Below are 24,294 nucleotides of genomic sequence, written 5' to 3'. Positions count from 1 at the left end.
ATGGTTGCGGTACCCGTGTCGGTGCCTTGAACAGGACCGAGACCGGTCACGTCTACCGTGAAGTTTTCTGGACCTTCGTAGACTTCATCATCAATAGAAGCAATGCGTACATCAAACTCAGTTAAGCCTGCTGGTACAGTCACTACACCATCGATAGGCACTGCAACCCAACCAGAGCCGGTGTTGTACTCTAGTGTGCCTAAATCGCCAGCTTCGGTGTCACCGAGATTAAGATCGAGTTGAACTTCAACTGGCGCTTCAGAGGCATTGGTCAGCGAGACAACGAAGTTAGCAGTGCCACCTTCGTTAATCGTGCCAGCATCGCTAATAGAAACCGTTGGACGGTCATCATCCGGATCTGGCTCTGGCCCCGTACCATCATCGACAATGGTTGCGGTACCCGTGTCGGTGCCTTGAACAGGACCGAGACCGGTCACGTCTACCGTGAAGTTTTCTGGACCTTCGTAGACTTCATCATCAATAGAAGCAATGCGTACATCAAACTCAGTTAAGCCTGCTGGTACAGTCACTACACCATCGACAGGCACTGCAACCCATCCTGAGCCAGTGTTGTATTCAAGGGTACCAAGGTCACCTGCTTCGGTATCACCGAGGTTAAGGTCGAGCTGCACTTCAACTGGGGCTTCAGAAGCATTGGTCAGTGATACAACGAAATTGGCGGTGTCACCTTCGTTAATTGTGCCTGCATCACTGATAGATACCGTTGGACGGTCATCATCCGGATCGGGATCTGGGCCAGTACCATCGTCAACAATGGTTGCGGCACCCGTATCGGTACCTTGGACAGGACCAAGACCGGTCACGTCTACCGTGAAGTTCTCTGGACCTTCGTAGACTTCGTCATCAATGGAAGCGATACGCACATCAAACTCGGTTTGCCCTGCTGGCACCGTTACTACGCCATCGTTTGGCACTGTCACCCAACCGGAACCTGTGTTGTATTCTAAGGTGCCTAAGTCACCGGCTTCGGTATCGCCCAAGTTGAGGCCTAGCTCGACTTGAACAGTGGACTCGGAGGCGTTCGATAGCGTCACTTTGAAGTTGGCTGTGTCACCCTCATTAATGGTGCCAGCATCTGAGATAGTCACGCTTGGACGGTCATCATCCGGATCGGGGCCTGGACCCGTGCCGTCGTCCACTATCGTTGCCGTACCGGTATCGCTGCCTTGCACCGCCCCAATGCCAGTCACCGTCACGCTGAAATCTTCAGGGCCTTCATAAACGGCGTCATCAACAGAAGCGATGCGCACATCAAACTCGGTTTGCCCGGCTGGCACCGTTACCACGCCATCGTTTGGCACTGCAACCCAACCACTTCCCGTGTTGTATTCTAGGGTGCCCAAGTCTCCAACCTCGGTATCGCCAAGATTAAGACCCAACTCTACTTGCGTTTCCGCTTCAGACGCGTTCGATAAAGTGACTTTGAAGTTCGCTGTTTCACCTTCATTAATGGTGCCAGCATCCGTAATATTCACGCTTGGACGGTCATCGTCGGGATCTGGTCCTGGACCACTGCCGTCATCCACAATCGTAGCTGTACCCGTATCGCTGCCTTGTACCGCCCCAATGCCAGTCACCGTCACACTGAAATCTTCAGGACCTTCATAAACGGCGTCATCAATAGAAGCAATGCGTACATCAAACTCAGTTTGCCCAGCTGGCACGGTCACCACACCATCGTTTGGCACCGTGACCCAACCACTTCCCGTGTTGTATTCCAAGGTGCCTAAGTCGCCGGCTTCTGTATCACCTAGGTTGAGACTTAGTTCGACCTCAACATCTGTAGCTGATGGATTCGATAAAGACACTTTAAAGCTGGCTAACTCACCTTCATTAATCGTCCCTGCATCGCTCATCGTTACCGTTGGACGATCATCATCAGGACTTAAACCAGGCCCACTACCATCATCAACAATGGTTGCAATCCCAGTTGCAGGTGTACTTTGTTCTTCTGTGTTGCCAGAAAGCGTAAATGTTTCTGGACCTTCGAATATAGAGTCATTTATAGAATCGAGAGAAACCGTAAAACCTTTTTCACCTAACGGGACCGACACAGTAAAAATACCGTTGTCATCGACTGAGATTTCTTCTGTTGTGCCATCGGAAAATGTTATGAGAACACTCTCGTTAACGTAGTCGCTGCCGCTCTCGTCAGTAGAACCACCAGTAGCAGTCTGATCGAACAGAGAAAAAGTGATATTGATATTGTCTTCTGTTGGTTGGTTAAGTGTGACGTCGAAGGAAACCAGATCGCCCTCATTGACAGTTGTGCTAGAAATCTCTTGAACAATTACTGTTGCAGGAACTGATATTGCTGTTGGTTCTGGTGGTTGTATTTGGAAAATATCGAGTAGCGTCTCTACCTGAGTACTTGAAAATCCTGTTCCGTCAGTTCCCACTGTCTCAAAATTGGTACTAGCGAGTAATTCAGCACCTGTGCGATCTATAGCTCCCGTATTCTGTGGGCTAGACCCGTTTCCTTCACCTGCAGCAGGCTCAAACTCTTCACCCAGCTCAGTCGGGTCTTCCCCACTAGCAATTGCTTCAATTAACGCTGTGATATCATCAGTTACATTTATCGAACTTCCTTGTGGTGTCACCTGCTCGATCACAAGCTCAGAAGTATCTGATACCTCATCAATTATTAACTCTCCTGGTTGAGGTAGTTGTCCCTCTTCTAGGGTCCTGATTTCCCCATCCAGCCCGATAACCACGATGTTGCCCATCAATGAGCTCAAAGTTACTCGATCCATATCTACCTCGCCCCACTTCAAACCAAGTCAAAAGTTTGTCACCTCTACATTTACGTCTATAGTTTAGTCAAAATCATCATATTTTCGTTGTATGTGTAGCTTGTAGGACGTTTGATAACTCTAGGGGCAGAGTTACAAAAAAGCTCAGAGTGACACAGGCCGTGAAACGCTATGATATTAAGAATTCAAGCTTTTCTCCGAGCTAAACTTGCTATGTTGCTAAGCAACATTCGACATATGTGCTAAGGTTTTAAAAGGCGAAATCTTGGATTTTTGAAACAAAAGCTTTGTTTTAACAGTAGGTTGATAAATCCCTTACTCAAGCACTGTTATTTATGATGTTTCGTCTCAGTTATGAGATGAAATAGCAAAAAGCAACACGAATTTTTAGGAGAAATACCGTGAAATGGAACCGACTAAATATTGCTTGCTGCTGTAGTTTAATGGTGTCTATACCCGTTTTCGGTCAAACTTTAGAGCAAGCAGTGGCATTGACGTTAAAAAACAATCCTGACATTAAGAGTGCATTTAATGAATTTACGAGCAGAAAATACGTAAATGAAGCCTCTTCGGGTGCTTACTTGCCCTCTATTGATCTAGATGCGGGAATTGGGTATGAAGGATTAGACCCTTCTGACGAGGTGGGACGTGGGGATACAGATTACACTCGAAAGGAAGCTTCGGTAACACTAACTCAGCTCATATGGGATGGCAGTGCAACCTTAAATGATATCGATCGTACCGCAGCTGACGCTGAATCAGTAAGATTTCAACTTTTAGCCGATGCATCGGATAAAGCACTTGAAGTCACCAAAGTGTATCTAGATGCAGTAAAAGCTTACGAAATACTCAAGCTGTCTGAAAACAACCTGGCTGTTCACAAAGATATTTACGAAGACATTAAAAAACGAGTCAACTCGGGTATCGGCTCTACCGCTGACTTAACGCAAGTAGAAGCACGTTTGGCAAAAGCACACGGCAACTTAGCGGCTGCTCAAAATAACCTGTATGACTCTCACACTATGTTCACTCGTTTAGTGGGTCAAACCCCGCAAGGGTTGATCTTTCCAAGAGCGGATCAGAATTTCATTCCATACACCATTGATGAAGCGGTAGGTTTGGCATTTGAGCTGCACCCTGTCATTCAGGTCGCGCTCGCAGACGTAGACTCGGCTAAGTTTCAATACAAACAATCTAAAGGTGTTAATTACCCAACCATTTCCATTGAAGCTTCGCAAACATGGCGTGACGACGCTGATGGTTTAAAAGGTCGAAGTGATGAGACACTTGCCATGCTGCGTCTACGCTACAACCTATTTAATGGCGGCAGTGACGCTGCAAACTCAGAAAACTTCGCCTATCAGTTAAACAAAGCGAAAGACTTACGTGAAGGTGCTTATCGCAATGTTGAAGAAGGGTTAAGGCTTTCATGGAGCGCACTGGATTTGACCCTACAGCAAAAAGAGTTCCTGTCAGATCATGTAGACTCGGCATCTGAAACCGTTATTGCGTATGAAAAACAATATCGCATTGGTAAGCGAACGCTGCTTGATCTATTGAATACTGAAAACGAACTCTTTGAGGCACGTAAAGACTACTTAGATTCTAAATACGCAGAGCAGTACGCCAAATATCGAGTGATGAACGCAACAGGTCAACTGTTGAGTGCTTTAAGGGTCGAAATGCCTAAAGAATGGCTAGAAGAAGTGGAGTATTAATTATGAAACACATAACTCTTATTGCACTCTCATTGATGATTTCGGCATGTAGTTCATCCGATAAAGGCGATGAATATGATTATATTGATACGCCAATTGCCGATCAGTGGGCTGATCATATAGATGATGATTCTGATGGAGTCATTAATGAGCGCGATTTGTGTCCGGGTACTCCTTTAGGTGCCGAGATAGATAACGATGGCTGCGGTTCGTATGTCGACTCCTCGCAAGAAATGCAAATTCGAGTTCTGTTCGCGAACGATTCCGACGTGATCAACCCTATCTTTACACAACAAATTCGTGAGTTGTCCGACTTCTTGAAGGAGTACTCAAATACATCGATAGAGATTCAGGGCTATGCTAGTCGTACTGGTACTGCAGAGCACAATCTCGACTTATCCAAGCGCCGCGCTGAGAACGTTAGAAAAGAACTCATGAAGAATGGCATTAGTGGGGATAGAGTCACCATTGTCGGCTATGGAGACACAGTACTTGCGACACAAGGTACAGACCAAGTTAGTCACGCATTGAACCGTCGAGTAACCGCAACAGTGATTGGCCACAAGGGTGAAGTGAAGAAAGAGTGGACCGTTTTCACGACACTTCCTAAGAGCTAACATCGCGATGAACTGAGTTGTATTAGTTCCGACTAGATCTGACACTTCAATTTGAAAAGAAGAGAGTTACCCACTTTGATTAAAGGTGCTGAATCCGTAATCAAAGACAATAAGAGGTAACTCTCATGCTTCATACTAACAACCCAATCATCAAACACAAAGCTGGCCTACTCAATCTTGCAGAAGAACTCGGCAATGTATCAAAAGCCTGCAAGGTCATGGGCGTATCAAGAGACACTTTCTATCGTTATCAAGAGTTAGTTGAAACTGGTGGTATCTAACCAAAGCCGTAGAACACCAAACCTGAAGAATCGTGCCGATAGTGAAACTGAACAAGCAGTTCTCAAGTACGCCATCGACTTCCCTGCACATGGTCAAGTCAGAACAAGCAATGAACTGCGGAAACTTGGTGTGTTTATCTCTCCTAGTGGCGTTCGCTCAATATGGCTTCGCAATGACCTAGAGAACTTCAAAAAACGCCTTGTTGCTCTGGAGAAACAGGTCGCAGAGAACGGCATTATATTAACGGAGGAGCAAGTTGCAGCCCTTGAGCGCAAAAAGCATGATGATGAGGCGTGTGGTGAGATAGAAACAGCACATCCAGGTTATCTCGGCTCTCAAGATACGTTCTATGTTGGGAACTTGAAAGGTGTTGGACGCATCTATCAGCAAACCTTCGTTGACACCTATAGCAAAGTCGCATTCGCCAAGCTCTACACGACAAAAACACCGATCACCGCTGCTGATATGTTGAATGACAAAGTTCTACCGTTCTTCGAGGCTCAGGAGCTACCAATGCTCAGAATCTTAACTGACCGAGGAACTGAATACTGCGGTCGAGTCGAGCAGCATGATTATCAGCTCTACTTAGCGATCAATGATATCGACCACACTAAGACTAAAGCCATGTCTCCACAAACAAACGGTATCTGCGAACGCTTCCACAAAACCATATTGAATGAGTTCTACCGAGTGACCTTCAGAAAGAAACTGTATGGTTCGATGGAAGAGTTACAGAAAGATCTGGACGAATGGATGGACTACTACAACAATCATCGTACTCATCAAGGAAAAATGTGCTGTGGCAGAACGCCAATAGAAACATTAGAGGATGGGAAATTAATCTGGGCCGAAAAGAATTTAGCCCAGATATAATCTGACAGGCACCAAGTCGCAAAGTGGGTAACTGTCAGATCAGGTCTGAATTAGTACAACTGAGTTTAAAAGTAAAAGGTCTAGCAAAATGCTAGACCTTTTTTGATTTTCAATTTCACCTGTGGCTAGACATGCTACATGTCTTTGTATTGCGCTTCTAAACTTGCAATCAGACTTTGAGTCACATCATCGACACTTGCACCATCAAAATGGATGTCCAATGTCGAGCCACCTTTCGTAATACTCAAGTTCGCTTCCGAGCCGCCATCTGGTGCCACTTCTACGTGATACTCTCCGACATCACCAGTATGATCACCTGATTGAAGATCAGTAAGAAGCTCACCAACTTCATCTTTTGATAAGTCATCAAACAGATCGGAGAAGTCTAAAGTATCCTCATCTTTGTTGAAATCAGTAACCGTATCAACCTCGTTGGTCACTTCACTCCACTTAAAGATGTCAGAGCCCTCATCTCCCGTTAAGATATCATTACCCAAACCACCAATCAGAATATCATCACCTTCACCACCAACGAGTATGTCGTTACCCCCCTGACCAAACAGTAAATCGTTGCCAGCACCACCAGATAAGTTATCCGACTTATCACCTTGGTGAGATTGGTTGAATTCTTCTAGGTTATTTTTAACGTATTCATGGATGTCTTCACCATCAATGGTAGAAACATCTTGACCCGTTTGCTGTGCCACATGTGATTGAATCGCACTCAAACCTTGCTCATTACCGCCAAATTCAATTAAATCACCCAGCAAGATATCGTCACCTTCTCCACCCTGAATCGTGTCTGAGCCTTGTTTTAGGGGCACATCTTGACCCAATATCGTTTCAGCAAGTTTAGTAACATCGATATCTGACTCTACCACACCATCAGTGTCATACTGCTTAAGTGTCTGTTCATCAACACCACTACCAAGACCTATCGACTCTACTGAAGACAATGCTGCTAATACTTGATACATATGTTGAGCTTGTGTTGAGCTGCCACGTTCATCATCGTAACGGATAGAACCATAATATCTGTCGATATCCCCTAGAATTCTGCCTGTTAGCGGTGAATATACCTGACCGTAACTATCTATAACGACATCACCTTTGTAGGTAACCGTCTGTCCGTATGAATAATTATTGCTACTAACTATATCTTGCAGGGTAACAAGCTTGCCAGAATCATCGACATCCAAAATCACTTTCGAGAATTCATTCTGCGCTAAATGGTAGAGATGCGTTGCTCTATTTGGTTGACCATCAGTAACAAAGTACGTGATATTTTGGCCATTAGGGTTAGGTTGACTGCTAAACCATTCAACAGCTGACTGTAAACCCGCCTCATAGTTTGTGCCGCCGTCACCCTCATCACCTATAGCACTATTCAGTTCTTTTACAAACTCATCTCTTGCTGTTGGAGAACTCAAGTCAACGGAAATAACTGCTGACGCACTTGAAGCAAACTCACTGAGGTGAATATTCACTGTTCCAGGCTTCTCACCCTGATTTGCAGCGCTTAACAGTTCATCAAACACATCTAGTACTTCTTGCTTCGCAGTTCCTACCCAGTTACCCATGCTCCCTGAAGTATCCAAAACAAAGGCGATGTTGTAGTCCTGACCCGCAATAATCTCCAATCCTTGGACATCGCCAACAATAATATCGTGATCGTCACTGCCCGTTATCTGATCGTTCCCATGTGAACCCGACTCTATAACATAGTCACGAGCTGTAAGCGCAACAGACTCTGTTGTTGAAGCGGCATCATTATTTGCTTCTTCAACCGACGTCGCGGTAACGCTTAGTGGGAACTCTAGACTACCTTCATAATCAAACGGCACTCTGATATCTAAAGAGACCTTACCGTTAGCATCCAGGGTGACAAGATAACTACCGTTTGCGTCCTGATTAACGGCATGTCCATCGATATACAGCTCTACACCATCCGGCAAACCTTCCACAAAAACAGTTTGCGCCAAGCTCTCACTTCCATCGACATCAACCAAATCAACGTTAATATCAACGGGAATCCAACGCTCTTGAAGCACTTCATAGGTGCCGTCGGGCTTCAATTCAACGACTTTGTCTGCAAAAACAATTCGTTCAATTTCATATAAGTGATCACCACGATCATCACTACCTGTGTGGTCGTTTACCGAATCGATAGAACGATTATCTAGCAAAATCCAATATGGAACTTGACCTCCATGATCGTCTTTGAAGGTCATTTTGTAGTCACTGAAGTTTCCAGTTAAGTAAACCGTATCTTGGCCATCATAATCTGTAATAGTGGACGCATCATCACCATAGAAAGAGTCGTTATTACCACCGCCAATAAATACGTCATCACCGCCGCCACCATAGAAGGTGTCATTGTAATCAGTCCCAACGAATAAGCTATCGGTATCACTTCTATCGTTGTTGTCACCTAGCATCACTCCGGCGTATGAGTGATTTTTTTGCACGACATCATCCAAACCAAGATCAGCAGCGACGAGTTCATTCTCTGTAGGCGTTTTATCTATCGCAGAAGTGGCTAAGTTGTGATTAGGATCAACAGCATCTCTTTTTACTAACTCTCCAACATTAATCGTGATCGCAGGGGCATCTGCAACTGCGACAACGTTGATATCAAGCGTATTTGTTGCGCCAGTATTTGTGGTGTAATTAATTAATGGAACATCACCTGACCAGTGCTCGGTAGGTTCAAATACATAACTACCATCTTGGTTTACTAATAAAGTGCCACTGGTCAAAGATACGTTTTCACCTACCGCATAGTCAGTGCCATTAATAGTAATGTGATCAACCATCAGAAGGTTGTCGTCATCAGAGTCATTACGCAATACGTTACCCTGTAGCGAATTGTCTTCGTTGGTCTTCCCAATATCACTTTCCGTTTCCGTCGGTAAGTTCTCATGTACTACAACATTGATCGCCAAGTTAGATTCTGCTGAATCACCATTCGCGCGTTCTGTACTCGTTGCTGTCAAATTGATTGTGAAGTCATCATGGGAGCCCGCTGGTGGAGTCACTGTAAGTGCATCTAATGCCCAGCTTGTCACGTCCAGTTCTTCATCAATGGTTGCTACAGTAATAGAACTGTTTCCATCTGAAAGGATCGCACCTACAGGTAAGCCAGTTAGCGTGACTTTAAGTGATTCAGAGCCATCTGTATCATTTAAGCTTGCTTTAATTTCAGAGAGCGGTATCGCTGTATCTTGTAACCCTTCGTTCAGCTGATATGTTTCGTAAAACGCAACACCATTAACTTCTTGTAGTTCAGACGTTCTGATATCAGTTGCTTCTAGTGCACTTTCATCACTAACTACGTAAAGACTGCTGTTGCTCAGATTGACAGGTGCTTGTCCATTAATGGATACATCCACATTAAAGTTACCCGGACCACTTTGGTTATGGTGATAAATTTCAATTGGATAAAAGCCAGATACCGAAGGGGTAAAGCTAGCACCCTTAATATCACCACTGTCGCTACCCCAACGAGCTTGATCAAGTAACGTACCACCCAACTTGATAGCAAGGCTATCATCTGCTTGGCCAACAAAGTCGTAACTCGAACCAGCTTCCAGATAAACAAGAGATGTAACGAGAACGGCCTCATTTGCTAAGGTCGCATTAGTACCTAAATCTTCTACATTTGCCCAACTCAATCGAGTACCATCGGCTTCATCAAGAGCGTTGATCGCTGAGATTAGAGTCTCTCCATTGACCCCCATACCATCACTAGAACCAACTTGAACATTACTCCATGTCGTAACGTTAAACTCTTGTTGGGGTAATGAGTTCTCGTGCGTCACTGCGATTAAGTTCGGTTTATCAGCGATAGGGTTTACGTCTATTGTCAGTGTTGACTCTTGACCGGTACTCTGTCCATCTGTTGGTTTAAAGCCAATTTGAGCGTAACTAGACTCCTGGTCTCCGACTTGATTTCCGCCGAAACTGTCACTGCCAGACTCATTTAATTCAGGTACAAAACGAACACTGTTTTCATCAAAGAGCGATTTATCAAGCACTTGATCGATTTGGACAGACTGCCAATCGCCCTGCGAATCTTTATACTCTAATGACCCATCGCTAGGAAGCGTTGTGATTTGGACGGAGAGCTCTGATACGTTAGAGTCCACATCGCTAATACCGAATGATGACCAATCAAGCATCACTTGGGTATCTTCACTCATCTCAACCGCGGAAGGCGAAGATTCAGGTGCATCATTCACATTTACCAGAGAAACATTGACCTCGGCAGTATCAATCCCGCCAGTTCCATCGATAACCTCAACCTGAAGCGTATAATCGCCCAAGTCAACATCATCGATTGTCTTGTTCAATGAAATCTCTCCGCTTGTCGGGTCGATATCAAAAATACCATTAGTGGTCGAGCCATCTGCAAAGCGGTATACAAGCACGTCATTATCGTGATCTTCAGCAACGACCGTACCAATAACGGACCCACTCACCGTGTTTTCGTTAACTGACCCGAAGTCGTAAACATCATCATTTGGTTTGTCACCAGCACTATCGCCGTCAGAAATAAACTCTGGAGCGTGCTGAGCATCTATAATAGAGACTGTTGCTTCATTCGAGTCACTTGCAAGCGTCGAATCTGCACCAACCGTATCAATTAGAGTCACAGTTAGGTTTTCAAGATCTTCGTAAATACCATCATCGAGAGTTTTTATATCAATCGGCGCCGAGGTTTTACCCGCTGGAATCGTGACTGTGTACGTACTTGGTGCAATATAATCTTTGTCATCAACATTCCCGCCGATTGTGAATGTTACCAGTACATCTTCATCTGCTTTTTGGTCAATGTTGACGATAAATTTTGCATCACTACCTTCATCAACTGAGGATTGATCTGAGCCAATAGTCACTTTCGGTGCACTTTGGGCATCAACGATCACAACACTTGCGCTGTTATTTGAAGCAATGCTCGCATCAGCGCCATCCACCTCTTTAATGGTTACTGTGAAAGATTCTGCGCCCTCATAAATACCATCGGTGAGCGTCAGTAAGTCAAGAGCAGCTGAAGATTGACCCGCAGGAACTTCAACACTCAGAACACCAACAAAATCTTTTCCATCTTGGGCCACGCCACTATATTCGACATGAACCGTAACACTCTCATCTGCAACTTTATCAAGTGTCAGCGTAAAGCCTGCCGTTTCACCTTCATTTACGCTGTTTTGAACGGCACTAATACTAACTAAAGGTGCAGGATCAGAATCCACAATATTTGCGTTACCAGTTGCAATACCATTACTGGTGACACTACCGATTTCCGTAACCGTCAGACCAAAGCTCTCATCACCTTCATGGACATTATCTAGTTTGGTCGGGACTGCGACTTTAATTTCAGCGACACCTGGAGGTATAGTAACGTCTCCATTAGGCGCTATATCTAATGTTTGAGTTTGACCATGAGTATCCACATAGGTCACTACCATAGTGCCTAGATCAACATCTTCCGCAGTATAACTATCATTTGTTGTTGACTTCAGATTGACGACAACGGCCTCTTGAACAGCGTTAGAGAGTAAAACGGTAAATATTGCGTCAGTTCCTTCAATGACATCGCCGGCATCTACTACGCTAAGTTTTGTACTGTCATTATCAAGAACTGTTGCCGTCCCCGTTTCACCGCCGATCTCAAGAACGATCGTTTCGCTGCTTTCCACAACCAAGTCATCAATAGTCGGAATCGATATTTCGAAGCTACTTATACCTTCAGGAACAATCAAGTAACCACCTAAGAAAACAACACCATTTGTATAGGTTGCATTTGATAGATTTACGTCATTCTTATCAACTGAAGAACCTTGAGCAAGCATATCAACTTGGTACTTAACGGCAGTGCTGGTGACTTCATCTAGAACAACCGAGAACGTGACATTGTCACTCTCAGTCACGCTATCACCGACCACAGACAGACTTGGCCCACTTTCAGCAACATTACCATCTAGCATTTCATTAACGATATTGACTGTAGATGGATCGCTAACGCCACTTTCAGAGTCGACGGCCACATATCCAAAGCTGTCTTCGGCAGGAACACCTTCTACATAACGTAACTCCCAGTTACCTTCATTTTTCGTAGAAAAATCTAACTGAGTAATGACCGAACCTTCAGGAAGAGCTAGATCTTTCCCATAACCAACGCTTGTTTCTTGGAATAGCATGAAGTTGCCTACAGGCTTCAAAAACTCGAACGTTTGAGTCTGTTGGACATTATTTGAATCTAAGTATGTAACCGTAATAAGTGCTGCGTTGTCATCACCGTAATCAAACAATCCACCTAGTCCATCTAGACCAAGGTTTACGCTGCCCACAGGATTATTAGACAAATCGATCGTAATCGTTTCACCTTTCTCAATACCCTGCCCATCATTGTCAGCGATACCATTGCCGATGTGTGACACCTGGCGGTTGTACTGCGCAAGCTCACCGCTATCAGAAGAAATGGTGATAGAAGCTCCATTTGCTAAATGCTCAGTACGGGAATGTGATGAACCACCATCCTCACTTAATCCCCAGTTATTGAAATCTGTTGTAGATTCCGAGCTATTAGGCGTATTAGGACGATCTTTGATACCTAATAAGAAGCCAACATTATCAGCTTCATAGTAAAGGCTGTCTTTGTCATAAAGCGTATCGCTTACTTCTTTAATTTCGTGCAACTCACCATCACTATCTTTAAAGAACAACGTACCTGAGGTTGGCAGTTCAGTAATTCGGACATGTAGATCGTTGCCTTTTAAGTCGTCTTCAACATCCGCGATATGATCTTGAGAGTCACCGCTACCCAGAGGTTTCGTATCGGTATCAAACACAACGTGCGTAAGCTGATCATCGGCCACATGCGTGAAGTCTTCACTGTCAGGTTTGTCGTTTACTGGCGTGACATCAACTCTAACAATGGTGGATTCACTGACACCACCAGAGGTGACGATATAGGTGAAGCTGTCTGTACCGTGGTAGTTGTCGTTTGGCGTGTAGGTTACGCTGCCGTCAGGGTTGACCGAGACCGTGCCGTTAGCTGGGCCTTTATTGGTATCAAGCGACACTACTTTATCGTCGCCGTCAAACGTGTCGTTACCTAAGACGTTAATGATGGTTGGCGTGTCTTCCACGACCGTCGCGCTGTCTGCCACGATGTCCGCCACAGGCGCTACCGTGAAGTCCACCGTTTGGCTAACGCTTTCACCGCTTGGGTCTTTAGCTGTGAACGTAATTGTCTCTTTGCCATTCCAATCCGCAGTCGGAGTGATGGTGGCAACGCCATTCACAATAGAGATTTGGATGTTGTTATTGCCAGAGACTGAGAATTCTAGCGAGGAATCGGAATCTTTGAATACTTCATTCAAGTCGATCGTGTATGCATCGAAATCTTCCGATAACACTTGATCTGTAATGGCATTATCAACTGTTGGCGCATCGTTAACACGATTCACAACCAAGCTATCACTGTCGCTAGCCGTTGGATTAACACCATCCGACACTGACGCGCTGATAGTCAGGTCTTTAAGGTTGAGTTCATCGTTGTTAACCGCGTCAACACCCGCTTGAGTTAGCTTGACTTCATTGCCAGCCAACACGAAGTAACCGTTTGAATTGTTTTCTAAAGAAACGGTTAATTGATCTTCTGGCGTATCAGTATCAGCGACTTCCAGCGTCGCCACTACCGTATCCGTGTTCACTGCATCTTCAGTGATGCTTTCTACAGCATCAACTTTGATAGTTGGTGCATCGTTTACTGGATTTACTGTAACGGTCACCTTCGCTTCGTCGGTCAATTCACCGTCCGTAACGGTGTAGGTGATTTCAGCGTCACCATTGAAGTTTTCTGCCGGAGTGAAGACGAGTTTTCCATCCACCACTTCAACCGTGCCCTGCTCTTTAGGTACAGAGGCTGATTCAATACTCAGCTTCTCGCCATCAATATCGGTGTCGTTTGGCAGGACATCAATCGTCACTGGCGTGTCTTCTTGTGTTGTTGCCGTATCATCTTTCGCCATTGGCGCATCGTTCACTGGCGTCACATCGACATTCACCGTGGTGGATTCCGATACCCCGCCTGACGTAACGATGTAGGTGAAGCTGTCTGTACCGTGGTAGTTGTCGTTTGGCGTGTAGGTTACGCTGCCATCAGGGTTGACGGAGACTGTACCGTTAGCTGGGCCTTTACTGGTATCAAGCGACACTACTTTATCGTCGCCGTCAAACGTGTCGTTACCTAAGACCTTGATGATAGTTGGCGTGTCTTCAACAACCGTCGCTTTGTCTGCCACGATGTCCGCCACAGGCGCTACCGTGAAGTCCACCGTTTGACTGACGCTCTCGCCGCTTGGATCGGTAGCAGTAAACGTTAGGATTTCTGAGCCGTTCCAGTCTGCCGTTGATGAGATGGTCGCGATGCCATTTTCAACCGAAACCAACACGTTGCTGTTACCGGCTACTGAGAAGCTAAGCACGGAGTCGCTGTCTTTAAATGCGTCGTTTAAATCAATCGTGTAGGTCGCGAAATCTTCCGATAACACTTGATCTGCAATGACATTATCAACTGTTGGCGCATCGTTAACACGATTCACAACCAAGCTATCACTGTCGCTAGCCGTTGGATTAACACCATCCGACACTGACGCGCTGATAGTCAGGTCTTTAAGGTTGAGTTCATCGTTGTTAACCGCGTCAACACCCGCTTGAGTTAGCTTGACTTCATTGCCAACCAACACGAAGTAGCCGTTTGAGTTGTTCTCTAAAGAAACGGTTAATTGGTCTTCTGGCGTATCAGTATCACGAACCGTTAAGGTTGCGACTACCGTATCAGTGCTCACTGCATCTTCAGTGATGCTTTCTACGGCATCAACTTTGATAGTTGGCGCATCGTTTACTGGGTTAACGCTAACTACCACTTTCGCTTCGTCGGTCAATTGACCATCCGTTACGATGTAGGTAATTTCAGCGTCGCCATTGAAGTTTTCTGCAGGAGTGAAAACGAGTTTTCCATCCACCACTTCAACCGTACCCTGCTCTTTAGGTACAGAGGCTGATTCAATACTCAGCTTATCGTCATCCACATCAGTGTCGTTTGGCAGAACATCAATAGTAACTGCGGTGTCTTCTTGTGTCGTAGCGATGTCATCTTTCGCCACTGGCGCGTCGTTGACCGGCGTCACATTGACTTCAACGGTAGTGAATTCGGATACACCGCCTGATGTCACGACATAAGTGAACGTATCTTTGCCGACGTAGTTGTCATCTGGTGTGTAGGTCACCGTGCCGTTGTTATTCACAATGACGGTGCCATTTTTAGGACCATTATCGGCGTCCAAAGACACCACTTTATCAGTGCCTTCGAACGTATCGTTACCTAAGACATTAATGATAGTTGGCGTGTCTTCCACAACCGTCGCTTTGTCTGCCACGATGTCCGCCACAGGCGATATTGTGAAGTTCACCGTTTGGCTAACGCTTTCGCCGCTTGGATTGGTGGCGGTAAAGGTCAACGCTTCTGAGCCATTCCAGTCTGCCGTTGGTGAAATGGTCGCGATGCCGTTCTCTATTGAGACATTGACATTGCTATTACCAGAGACGCTAAACGTTAACTCGCCATCCACGTTATCCACTTCGCTGAAGGCGGTATTTAGATCGATGGTGTATGGCGTAAAGTCTTCTGCCAAGGTTTGGTCTGCAATACTACTCTCAACCACAGGCGTATCGTTCACAGCATTCACCGTGACATTGACCGTCGCTTGGTCAGTCAGTGCACCATCAGTGATGGTGTAAGTGATTTCGGTGTCGCCATTGAAGTTCTCAGCCGGTGTGAAGACCAGTTTTCCGTCAACAATTTCAACCTTACCTTGTGCTTCAGGTACAGACGCAGATTGGATCGACAACTTATCGCCATCCACATCAGTATCGTTTGGCAGGACATCGATCGTCACTGGTGTGTCTTCGTCAGTAATCGCCGTGTCATCTTTTGCCACTGGCGCGTCGTTGACCGGCGTCACATTGACTTCAACGGTAGTGGATTCAGACACACCGCCTGATGTCACGACATAAGTGAACGTATCTTTGCCGACGTAGTTATCATCTGGTATGTAGGTCACGGTGCCATCAGGGTTGACCGAGACCGTGCCGTTAGCTGGGCCTTTATTGGTTTCAAGCGACACTACTTTATCGTCGCCGTCAAACGTGTCGTTACCTAAGACGTTAATGATGGTTGGTGTGTCTTCGACTACATCCGCACTGTCTGCCTCGATGTCGACTACTTGTGCAACCGTAAAGTTCACCGTTTGACTTACGCTTTCACCGCTTGGGTCTTTAGCTGTGAACGTAATTGTCTCTTTGCCATTCCAATCCGCAGTCGGAGTAATGGTAGCAACGCCATTCACAATAGAGATTTGGATGTTGTTATTGCCAGAGACTGAGAATTCTAGCGAGGAATCAGAATCTTTGAATGCTTCATTCAAGTCGATCGTGTATGCATCGAAATCTTCCGCTAGCACTTGATCTGCAATGACGTTATCGATAGTCGGTGCATCGTTAACACGATTCACAATCAAACTGTCACTGTCGTTAGCCGTTGGACTAACACCATCCGATACTGACGCGCTAATAGTTAGGTCTTTAAGGTTAAGTTCGTCGTTGTTAACTGCATCGACGCCTGCTTGAGTTAGCTTGACTTCATTGCCAGCCAACACGAAGTAACCGTTTGAGTTGTTTTCTAAAGAAACGGTTAATTGATCTTCTGGCGTATCAGTATCAGCGACTTCCAGCGTCGCCACTACCGTATCCGTGTTCACTGCATCTTCAGTGATGCTTTCTACAGCATCAACTTTGATAGTTGGTGCATCGTTTACTGGATTTACTGTAACGGTCACCTTCGCTTCGTCGGTCAATTCACCGTCCGTAACGGTGTAGGTGATTTCAGCGTCACCATTGAAGTTTTCTGCCGGAGTGAAGACGAGTTTGCCATCAACGATCTCTACTTTACCTTGCGCTTCAGGAACAGACGCAGATTGGATCGACAACTTATCGCCATCCACATCAGTGTCGTTTGGCAGGACATCAATCGTCACTGGCGTGTCTTCTTGTGTTGTTGCCGTATCATCTTTCGCCATTGGCGCATCGTTCACTGGCGTCACATCGACATTCACCGTGGTGGATTCCGATACCCCGCCTGACGTAACGATGTAGGTGAAGCTGTCTGTACCGTGGTAGTTGTCGTTTGGCGTGTAAGTCACGCTGCCATCCGAGTTGACCGAGACCGTGCCGTTAGCTGGACCATTGTTGGTATCCAGCGACACCACTTTATCGTCGCCTTCGAACGTGTCGTTACCTAAAACCTTGATGATGGTTGGCGTGTCTTCCACAACCGTCGCTTTGTCTGCCACGATGTCCGCCACAGGGGTAACCGTGAAGTTCACCGTTTGGCTGACGCTTTCACCGCTTGGATCGGTAGCCGTAAAGGTTAGGATTTCTGAGCCGTTCCAGTCTGCGGTTGGGCTAATGGTCGCGATGCCATTTTCAATCGACACCAACACGTTGTTGTTGCCAGAAACGCTGAAGCTCAGCTCGCCATCCACGTTATCCACATCGCTGAAAGCGGTATTCAGATTGATGCTGTATGGCGTAAAGTCTTCCGCCAAGGTTTGGTCTGCAATGTTGCTCTCAACCTCTGGCGTGTCGTTCACCGCATTCACGGTGACGTTGACCGTTGCTTGGTCGGTCAGTGCGCCGTCCGTGATGGTGTAAGTGATTTCAGCATCGCCATGGAAGTTCTCAGCCGGTGTGAACACCAGTTTGCCATCAATAATTTCGACTGTACCTTGATCACTCGGCACAGACGCCGATTGAATAGACAGCTCATCGCCATCCACATCGGTGTCGTTTGGCAGTACATCAATCGTTACTGAGGTATCTTCCTCTGTAATTGTTTCGTCATTAAGGGCAATAGGCGCATCGTTAACTGAGTTTACTGTTACCGAGACTTGAGCTTCATCCTCTAGCTCACCATCTGAGATAGTGTAGCTAATAGTTGCATTACCATTGAAATTTTCAGCCGGAGTGAAAACAAGCTTACCATCGACAATCTCAACGATACCTTGCTCTTCTGATACAGAAGCAGAAGTAATGGATAAATCGTCACCTTCAATGTCACTGTCGTTAGCGAGCACATCAATTACAACCTGGGAATCTTCGTCAGTTTGAATCGCATCGTTAGTCGCTATTGGCGCATCATTAACAGGCTTAATATCTAAATTAGCAGTGCCATTAATAACACCCCCATCGTCATCAATGATGTCATAGGAGAATGACACTTCAGTATCATCATCAGCTTCTGGTATATAAGTCCAAGATCCATCGTTGTTATCAATTAAAGTGCCATTCCCACTCTCAATAGTAACGTTTGTAACGATAAGAGTATCAGCATCGTCAATATCGACATTTGATAGTAGTTCTTCGGTAGTTATCGTGATGGGATCGCTATCTTCTTCGATAGCGCTTAATGTCACTGGAGAATTAGTAAGCGGTTTATTTGAGCCATCTCCACTGGTTTCTATATTTGTTGCGAAAAAGTCATTTAAGGTCAACGCTTGTGTTTTAGATAAACCGAGGGATTCCAAGCCAATAGTTTCAAAATTTGTTGAGGCCAGTACTTCAGTGCCATCCCGTGCAATCGTGGCACTATTTTGTAAGCTTGAACCACTGTTTTCACCCGCTGCCGGCGCGAGTTCTTCATCAACTATAGAAGGGTCTTGACCTTGCTCAATAGCACCAATAATTCGTGCCACATCATCAGAAATATCTTTTGAGCCTTGCTCTTCAGTTAGTTGAATGTTCAAATTTAGAGGTGCAGCATCTGTCGTTGCCACTACCACTTCACCTGGTAGGGGCTGTTGTCCTTCTGTTAGGACTCTCAGCTCCCCATCTAAACCTATTACGACGACTTGATTACCGAGTGACACTAACGCTGTACGATCCATATAAATCTTAACCCTAAATAACTGTCAAGTTTTTGACTAACAATACTAATTTGCTATATATTGCCTGATTATATAGTGCAATAACAGCAATTTGATGCTCAATTAAGTAATTATGTGTCATACATCAATAAGAATCCAGGTGCATACTTGTCTTATTTTAATAAAAGACGCTCAACTCTTGTTAAACATCAATTTCACTTTAAAATCGGGATCCTTATTCAAAATTTAGACCCGCCAAATGAATTAATTTATCAAGAATGAAACAAATGAACAATGAATCAACAGGTTACTTCATCGTGTATTAATGTTATTGTGCGCTAAATTATTGACGCCCTTATAGGTATCCCACTTATAAGCCCTCTCACCTCGAGAAATTTTATTATTATCTAGGAGAATCACAGTGAAGTGGACTCGTGCCAACGCCTTTTGCATTGGTGTTTTCGCAGCTAGTCATGCTTTTGGGCAAACACTAGAGCAAGCGGTTGAAAACACATTAAAAACCAATCCTGACATCAAAAGTGCGTTCAATGAATTCGTTAGCAAGCAGTATGTGAATGAAGCATCTGGCGGTGCTTACCTCCCATCCGTAGATTTAGACGCCGGTATCGGTTATGAAGGCATTAACCCCGCAGAAACAGGGCGAGATTCAACGGATCTGACAAGAAAAGAAGCCACCGTGACACTAACCCAACTGATATGGGACGGTTCTGCGACACTTAACGATATGGATCGAACAGCAGCTGACGCAGAATCAGTTCGTTATCAACTGCTCGCTGATGCTCAAGACACGGCACTCGAAGTGGCAAAGGTTTACTTAGATTCAGTAAAAGCTTATGAAATTCTTACACTTTCAGAAAACAACTTGAAGGTTCATAAGAAGATCTACGAAGACATTAAAAAGCGAGTTAACTCAGGACTTGGGTCTACCGCTGACCTAACTCAAGTAGAAGCTCGTTTAGCAAAAGCTCACGGTAACTTGGTGGCGGCTCAGAACAACTTATATGACAGCCACACCACGTTTACACGCCTTGTCGGACAGTCCCCACAAGGATTGATTTTTCCGCGAGCGGACCAGAACTTTATTCCCTACACCATAGATGAAGCAATTGACTTGGCATTTGAATCGCATCCAGTAATCAAAATTTCGATGGCAGATGTAGACTCAGCTAAGTTCCAATATAAGCAATCTAAGGGAACTTACTATCCAACGATATCTGTAGAAGCGGCTCAAACGTGGCGTGATGATGCAAGCGGTATCGAAGGAAGCAGTGATGAAACGACAGCGATGCTGCGTATGCGTTACAACCTCTTTAATGGTGGTAGTGATGTCGCCAATGCTGAAAACTTTGCCTATCAACTAAACAAAGCCAAAGATCTACGAGAACGCGCATACCGCAGCGTTGAAGAAGGGCTTCGTCTATCATGGAGCGCGCTAGATTTAACGCTTCAGCAAAAAGAGTTTCTGGCGGATCACGTAGATTCGGCATCTGAAACTGTTATCGCCTACGAAAAACAGTATCGCATCGGTAAACGAACCCTTCTGGATTTGTTAAATACTGAGAACGAGTTATTTGAAGCGAGAAAAAACTACTTGGATGCTAGATATTCAGAGCAATACGCGAAATACCGTGTAATGAATGCGACCGGCCAATTGTTAAATGCCTTGCGAGTCGATGTGCCTACGGAATGGAATGAAAAGGTGGAGTACTGATCATGAAACCAATGAAAATTCTATTTGCATTAAGCCTTCTCGCCGTTACTCAACAGGTTGTTGCTGAAGACGAGTATGACTATCGACCTGTACCAAGTGCAGAACAAATTGCTGACCTTCAAGATGAAGATAACGATGGCGTCATCAACGCTCGAGATATGTGCCCTGGCACACCTGAAGGCTCAGAAGTCGACAATGACGGTTGCGGCGAATACATTAAAGCATCAGATAACATGCAAGTGAGAATACTTTTTGCCAATGATTCTGATGAAATCAATCCCGTGTTCAGAAGACAAGTACGTGAACTGTCCGATTTTTTAAAAGAATACCCTACTACGTCGATCGAACTGCACGGCTACGCGAGTAAAGTGGGTGGCTCTCAGCACAACCAAGATCTATCAGAGAGACGAGCACGCAATGTCCGTGAGGCGCTGTTGAGCTACAACATCGAACCGAGCAGGGTTCGTATTGTTGGCTTTGGAGATACTCACCTAGCGCAACAAGGTACCGATGAAGTCAGCCACGCTTTAAACCGCCGAGTAACTGCTTCTGTCGTTGGTTATAAAGGCGAGATTAAAAAAGAGTGGACAATATTCACTACCCTCCCCGAAAGGTAAAAATATCTGTATTAATGTTTGTTCAAACAAGCATTAATAAACCTAGAACGACATAAGAAAAGGAGCTTCGGCTCCTTTATTTTTACTCATTGCAATAACCGTATTATGCTTTAGGAATCGGCACTTTAGTGTTACCCTAGCGGCGTCATAACAACGAGAGTTTTGAAATGAGCAAACTTACATCAGATATCCAAGCAAACCTTGACCTTTTTGTTGCAGAAACAAAAGAAAACCAACTGGTTTGGGGTTTACGCAATGAAGAAGGTTGGCTATCTTGCGATTCAACTGAATTCGAAAACAGTGAAGTCATGCCTTTCTGGTCTTCGAAAGAAGATGCAGAAGCGCACAATGTTGAAGAATGGGCTGACTTCACTGTACTAGAAATCCCACTAGATATCTTTGTTGAAGATTGGCTTTTAACTCTTGCAGAAGATGGTGTTCTTGTTGGTACTAACTGGAACGATCAGCTAGAAGGCAAAGAAATGGAGCCTCAAGATCTAGCAAAGCTTTACATTGCATAACGACTCCTAGACCTTAACTTTTGTTGGGGTCTTTCTTTTGATGCTCTTTTTTTGATATATCGACCAAGTGCATAGTTTTCCTATTCTTTTTCTTCGTACACCCAACTCAATCACAACGCTGATCAATTAATAGCGCTATGATTCTCCAATTCCAAAGCAACAAAAGAACATAAGGCACGTTTAAATATGCGCACGCTCTATCCTTTGCTTGCGTCACTCTTACTCGCCCCGGTATATGCTAGTGACACTCAAGATATTGAGCCAGAACAAAATATCACGCAGTGGCACGCCGTTTATCAAACCACATTGAGAAGTAATCCTGACTCAGCATTAAGCATGCTTCAAGATCGATACCACACCGCGAAATCGCACAGCGAAAAACTCTACGTCAGCGGGCTGATTTATGAATACATGTCGAACATAAAGCAGCCGTACTATGGAAGCAGCCAAGTTCTCAACAATAACTTTGCTCAGTTAGAGTCAGAGTACATTCTTGCCTTAAATGAACGTAAGCATGGTAGTTATGACGCCTCAGTAAATAGCTTTTCTTCATTGCGACAAAAAATGAAGCAGACTTCAGATTCTGAAGGCAAAGCTTTGATGAACTATCAGCTCTGTTATACGTTGAATCAACAAGGTCGTTATCACAAAGCAAACTTTTATTGCTCGTCGTTAGAAAGCCATCTAAGTCAACAACACCAAGAAAACTTCCCTATTGATCTCGCGTTACGTGTGGTAGCGAACAATTATAACTATCGTGGCGACTATGAAAAATCGCTGAGTCTTTATAGAAAGCTGCTGGCGAACATGTCTGCTCAAAGCGATCCTTCTGGCATTTACAATGACGTCGGAAATTTACTTGCAGAGCTTGGGCAGTTTGAACAATCAGAACAATATCTCATCCAAGCCCTACTCGCTCGTCAAGATGAAGGGACACCACTCAAAGTCGCCCAAGTCGAACATAGCCTTGGGGCAATGTATAAGAAATCCAAAGAATTCGATAAAGCCATCAATCATTATCAAAATGCATTAACAATACTCAACCAGCTCCACTACCCATATGGTCAAGGGTTAAGCTACTTAGGGCTGTCTGCGGTTTTAGCCGAAAGTGGGCAACTGGATACCGCAGTAGATTACATTAGAAAAGCTTTAGACATTGCTGAAACGTATGAAAATACGCACCTCGAAACGGAAGGACATTTAGCTGCTGGGTTCGCGTATTTGAAAAACCATGCTACTGAAAAATCGATTGTACATGGCAAAGTCGCGTTAACACTAGCGATCAATAACTCTAGGCCATTATTACAGGCACAAGCTCAATTACTCCTTTCCAAAGCGTACCAAGCCCAAGGTGATTATAAACTGGCATTAGAGCACCACGAAGCCTATTCAACCATTGAATTGGCCAACCGAGACGCTAGCAATATTAAAGCATTAGAGGCATTAGACCTCACAAAGAAAGAGTACGAATATGATCTTCAAGTCGCTCGGTTGAATAATGAAAAAAGCTTAAATCAGCATCAATTTGAGAAGCTTACCGATCAAAAGCGCACTTATAATTTTGTGGTTTCCTGTTTGTTGGTCTTGCTCATTCTGGCATTGATACTTCAGCGACAAACACGACAAAAAGCCAAAATAGATAGTCTAACATGTGCGTTGAATAGAGCGGAAATTATAGAGACCATCAAAGGTCAAACCTCCAAAGCGGACGAAGACTTCCGCTATGTTTTAGCATTAATCGACCTTGATGACTTTAAGACGATAAATGATCAATACGGTCATCCGACTGGCGACTTGGTGTTACAGCAAGTTTGCCAAGTGCTTAAAGCTAAGCTCAATAAGGGAGAATATATAGGCCGTTTGGGTGGAGAAGAGTTTATCTTACTATTGAAAAACGTCGATGAAATTGACGTTCCTTTCCGGGTGCAAAGCCTACACAAAACGATTTCAGAGAAGTGCGTACGCACGGTAAATAATAGTGATTTGAGTGTAACTGCTAGCTTGGCCTATCTCTCAACATCAATGCCGCTTACCAACTTTGATGAACTTTATTCGATACTAGACCAAGCTTTATACCAGGCTAAAAAGCAGGGAAAAAACATCATTATAGACGCAGACGATGAGCCAATTAGCCTAAGTTCTGACTATGTTAGCCAGTAAAGCAAGGC

General features: G+C 44.8%; 8 protein-coding genes and 3 pseudogenes. 7 read left to right on the top strand and 4 right to left on the bottom strand.

Going from position 1 to position 24,294, the window contains the following annotated elements; all coding sequences use genetic code 11:
- Window positions 1–2,774: Calx-beta domain-containing protein (locus D8S93_RS19570; RefSeq protein ID WP_319803046.1), on the bottom strand; the 2,774-nt coding region annotated here is incomplete at its 3' end.
- Between the two features lie 401 nt (window positions 2,775–3,175).
- On the opposite strand from D8S93_RS19570, the gene D8S93_RS19565 reads away from it, so the two are divergent.
- The 3 genes and pseudogenes from D8S93_RS19565 (at window position 3,176) to D8S93_RS19555 (ending at window position 6,264) form a co-directional block, all read left to right on the top strand.
- The gene (locus D8S93_RS19565; RefSeq protein ID WP_170891452.1) at window positions 3,176–4,492 is read left to right on the top strand and encodes a TolC family outer membrane protein; all 1,317 of its coding nucleotides are present in this window, start codon (window positions 3,176–3,178) and stop codon (window positions 4,490–4,492) included.
- 2 nt (window positions 4,493–4,494) lie between these two features.
- A complete protein-coding gene (locus D8S93_RS19560; protein ID WP_193621650.1) occupies window positions 4,495–5,109 on the top strand; it encodes an OmpA family protein in 615 nt (204 codons plus the stop codon).
- A gap of 125 nt (window positions 5,110–5,234) precedes the next feature.
- Window positions 5,235–6,264 (top strand): annotated as a pseudogene (locus tag D8S93_RS19555) (IS481 family transposase).
- 134 nt (window positions 6,265–6,398) lie between these two features.
- Here the strand turns inward: D8S93_RS19555 and D8S93_RS25440 are convergent.
- The 3 genes and pseudogenes from D8S93_RS25440 to D8S93_RS25430 form a co-directional block, all read right to left on the bottom strand.
- Complete coding sequence (locus D8S93_RS25440; RefSeq protein WP_413743280.1) at window positions 6,399–8,702, bottom strand: VWA domain-containing protein; 2,304 nt, start codon at window positions 8,700–8,702, stop codon at window positions 6,399–6,401.
- 198 nt (window positions 8,703–8,900) lie between these two features.
- Window positions 8,901–11,504, bottom strand: a pseudogene (locus D8S93_RS25435) (Calx-beta domain-containing protein); the annotation flags it as partial.
- A gap of 390 nt (window positions 11,505–11,894) precedes the next feature.
- A pseudogene (locus tag D8S93_RS25430) lies at window positions 11,895–19,277 on the bottom strand (tandem-95 repeat protein); the annotation flags it as partial.
- A gap of 400 nt (window positions 19,278–19,677) precedes the next feature.
- Between D8S93_RS25430 and D8S93_RS19545 the strand changes: the two are divergent.
- The 4 genes from D8S93_RS19545 to D8S93_RS19530 all read left to right on the top strand — a co-directional run bounded on the left by D8S93_RS19545 (window position 19,678) and on the right by D8S93_RS19530 (window position 24,286).
- Window positions 19,678–20,988, top strand: a complete 1,311-nt coding sequence (locus tag D8S93_RS19545; protein WP_182019363.1) for a TolC family outer membrane protein — start codon at window positions 19,678–19,680, stop codon at window positions 20,986–20,988.
- Between the two features lie 2 nt (window positions 20,989–20,990).
- The gene (locus D8S93_RS19540; protein ID WP_046874949.1) at window positions 20,991–21,605 is read left to right on the top strand and encodes an OmpA family protein; all 615 of its coding nucleotides are present in this window, start codon (window positions 20,991–20,993) and stop codon (window positions 21,603–21,605) included.
- 167 nt (window positions 21,606–21,772) lie between these two features.
- Entirely contained in the window at window positions 21,773–22,126 is a 354-nt protein-coding gene (locus D8S93_RS19535) for a DUF2750 domain-containing protein (RefSeq protein ID WP_005395049.1), read from the top strand.
- A gap of 186 nt (window positions 22,127–22,312) precedes the next feature.
- Window positions 22,313–24,286, top strand: coding sequence for a diguanylate cyclase domain-containing protein (locus D8S93_RS19530; RefSeq protein ID WP_152814956.1), 1,974 nt, complete (start codon window positions 22,313–22,315; stop codon window positions 24,284–24,286).
- The last annotated feature ends 8 nt before the right edge of the window (window positions 24,287–24,294 follow it).

The sequence above is a fragment of the Vibrio sp. VGrn 2 genome (assembly GCF_009361695.1).
Taxonomy (GTDB): domain Bacteria; phylum Pseudomonadota; class Gammaproteobacteria; order Enterobacterales; family Vibrionaceae; genus Vibrio; species Vibrio diabolicus.
Note: the sequence above shows the minus strand (reverse complement) of the source record. Positions and strands in the feature narration are given on the sequence as shown.